The organism is Cupriavidus sp. 207A1 (assembly GCF_057798955.1).
Window position 1 is genome coordinate 1 of sequence record NZ_JBYOJO010000034.1, and the last position, 3186, is coordinate 3186.

The following is a 3186-nucleotide window of genomic DNA, read 5'->3' on the forward strand; positions in this document are numbered from 1 at the left end:
TTCCCGGCGTGGGCCGACACTCCGCCGCTGCGCCGCGCGCGCATCCTGTTCAAGTTCAAGGAACTGCTGGACCAGCACCACGACGACCTCGCCGCGCTGATCACGCGCGAGCACGGCAAGGTGTTCTCGGACGCCAAGGGCGAGGTCACGCGCGGCATCGAGGTGGTGGAGTTCGCCTGCGGCATCCCCAACCTGCTCAAGACCGATTTCACCGACAACATCGGCGGCGGCATCGACAACTGGAACCTGCGCCAGCCGCTGGGCGTGGTGGCCGGCATCACGCCGTTCAACTTCCCGGTGATGGTGCCGATGTGGATGTTCCCGGTGGCGCTGGCGTGCGGCAATACCTTCGTGCTCAAGCCGTCCGAGCGCGACCCGTCGCCGAGCCTGCTGATTGCGGATTTGCTGCGCCAGGCCGGCCTGCCCGACGGCGTGTTCAACGTGGTGCAGGGCGACAAGGAGGCGGTCGACGCGCTGCTTGCGCATCCGGACGTGCAGGCGCTGTCGTTCGTCGGCTCGACCCCGATCGCCGAGTACATCTATACGGAAGGGACCCGGCACGGCAAGCGCGTGCAGGCCCTGGGCGGCGCCAAGAACCACCTGGTGGTGATGCCCGACGCGGACCTGGACCAGGCCGTCGACGCGCTGATCGGCGCGGCCTATGGCTCGGCCGGCGAGCGCTGCATGGCGATCTCGGTGGCGGTGGCGGTCGGCGAGGTGGCCGACCAGCTGGTGCCGCGCCTGGCCGAACGCGCGCGTGCGCTGAAGATCCGCAACGGCATGGAGGCCGATGCCGAGATGGGACCGCTGGTGACCGGCGCGCACAAGGCCAAGGTCGAAGGCTATATCGCCAAGGGTGTGGCGGAAGGCGCAACCCTGGTGACCGATGGCCGCGGCCACCGCGTCGACGGGCACGAGAACGGCTTCTATGTCGGCGGCACGCTGTTCGACCATGTGACGCCGGAGATGACGATCTACAAGGAAGAGATCTTCGGCCCGGTGCTGTCGGTGGTGCGGGTGCATGACTTTGCCGAGGCGGTGGCGCTGATCAACGCGCACGAGTACGGCAACGGCGTGTCGTGCTACACCAGCGACGGCGGCATCGCGCGCGCGTTCGCGCGGCAGATCCAGGTGGGCATGGTCGGCATCAACGTGCCGATCCCGGTGCCGATGGCGTGGCATTCGTTCGGCGGCTGGAAGCGCTCGCTGTTCGGCGACCACCATGCCTATGGCGAAGAGGGCGTGCGCTTCTACACGCGCTACAAGAGTGTGATGCAGCGCTGGCCGGACTCGATCGCCAAGGGCGCGGAGTTCACCATGCCGGTGGCGAAGTAACCAGCGGGGCGCGGGCATGAAGGTCAACCGCATCGTCGCCAACATCGGCACCGCCGACCCCGGCCAGGCGCGCGCCTTCTACCAGGACGTGCTGGGCCTGGACCTGCTGATGGACCACGGCTGGATCCGCACCTACGGCAGCGATGGCACCGCGCGCGCGCAGGTCAGCTTTGCCGTGGAAGGCGGCAACGGCACGCCCGTGCCCGCACTGTCGATCGAGGTCGACGATGTCGACGAGGCCCACCGCCGCATGGTGGCCGCCGGCTTTGCCGTGGAATACGGCCCGGCCGACGAGCCGTGGGGCGTGCGCCGCTTCTTCGTGCGCGACCCGTTCGGGCAACTGGTCTCAACATCCTCGCGCACGCCTGAGCGCGCGCCTTGCCTGCCGTCAGTGCCGGGCAGGCCGGGCTTTCCTATCATTCCTGCCATGCGGTGGCCGGGTGCAAGTGCTGTAAGCGCCCGGCCAGCGGCGTACACTAGCGCCCTTTTTGCCGGACCCGCGCGTTGCCACCGCGGGCCCGGCCACCGTTGCAGGAGTCTGAATGAGCTTGTTCCGTACCAAGGACATCGACGCGATGCTGGCCGTCGCGCGCGATGACGGCCTGAAAAAAGTGCTGGGTCCGGTCGACCTGGTGCTGATGGGCATCGGCGCCATCATCGGCACCGGCATCTTCGTGCTGACCGGCACCGGCGCGTTGACCGCGGGGCCAGCGCTGACGGTGTCGTTCGTGATCGCGGCGCTGGCGTGCGGCTTTGCCGCGCTGTGCTACGCGGAGTTCGCCTCGGCGATCCCGGTGTCGGGCTCGATCTATACCTACAGCTACGCCACGCTGGGCGAGATCGTCGCGTGGATGATCGGCTGGGACCTGCTGCTGGAATACGGGCTGGCCACCTCGGCCGTGTCGGTGGGCTGGTCGGGCTATTTCCAGTCGCTGATGGCGGGCTTCGGCATGAAGCTGCCGGCGGCGCTGAGCGCGGCGCCGGGCTCGGTGCCGGGCGTGCACACCGTGCTGAACCTGCCGGCGTGCCTGATCATGCTGGCCATCACCTGGGTGGTGTCGTACGGCGTGCGCGAGTCCGCGCGCGTCAACAACCTGATGGTGGCGGTGAAGATCGGCGTGGTGCTGCTGTTTATCGCGGTGGGCGTGTGGCACGTGCAGCCGGCCAACTGGCAGCCGTTCGCGCCGTTCGGCTTTGCCGGCATCTTCAATGCGGCGGCGCTGGTGTTCTTCGCCTTTATCGGCTTCGATGCCGTGACCTCGGCCGCGGAAGAAGTGCGCAACCCGCGCCGCGACCTGCCGATCGGCATCATCGGCTCGCTGGCGGTCTGCACCGTGCTGTATGTGGTGGTCGCAGCGATCATGACCGGCATCGTGCCGTTCGCGAAGTTTGCCGGCGTGGACCACCCGGTCTCGCTGGCGCTGCAGTTCGCCGGCCAGAACTGGGTGGCGGGCTTTGTCGACCTGGGCGCGATCCTGGGCATGACCACGGTGATCCTGGTGATGACCTACGGCCAGACCCGCGTGATCTTTGCCATGTCGCGCGATGGGCTGCTGCCCGAGCGGCTGTCGTCGGTGCACCCGGTGCATGCCACGCCGTATTTCGCCACCTGGACCGTGGGCGTGGTATTTGCCGCGATTGCCGCCTTCGTGCCGCTGAACGTGCTGGCCGAGCTGATCAATATCGGCACGCTGGCCGCCTTCACCCTGATCTCGGTGGCGGTGCTGGTGCTGCGCAAGACCCGGCCCGAGCTGCCGCGCGCGTTCCGCTGCCCGGGCGTGCCGGTGGTGCCGCTGCTGTCGATCGGCTTCTGCCTGTTTCTGATGGCGCACCTGCAGGCGCTGACCTGGG

Annotated in this window: 3 protein-coding genes; all 3 read left to right on the forward strand. The window is 68.2% G+C overall.

Annotation, left to right across the window (positions count from 1 at the left end):
- On the forward strand, nucleotides 1-1335 hold a 1335-nt coding region (locus AC3FMM_RS31310), incomplete at its 5' end, for a CoA-acylating methylmalonate-semialdehyde dehydrogenase (protein ID WP_488688332.1).
- Between the two features lie 16 nt (nucleotides 1336-1351).
- Entirely contained in the window at nucleotides 1352-1933 is a 582-nt protein-coding gene (locus tag AC3FMM_RS31315; protein WP_488688334.1) for a VOC family protein, read from the forward strand.
- On the forward strand, nucleotides 1878-3186 hold a 1309-nt coding region (gene bcaP / locus AC3FMM_RS31320), incomplete at its 3' end, for a branched-chain amino acid transporter BcaP (RefSeq protein WP_488688336.1). The genes AC3FMM_RS31315 and bcaP, both read left to right, overlap by 56 nt.

Coding starts and splice junctions, on each gene's coding strand:
- AC3FMM_RS31315 (WP_488688334.1), top strand. CDS start 1,352: ATGAAGGTCAACCGCATCGTCGCCAACATCGGCACCGCCGACCCCGGC.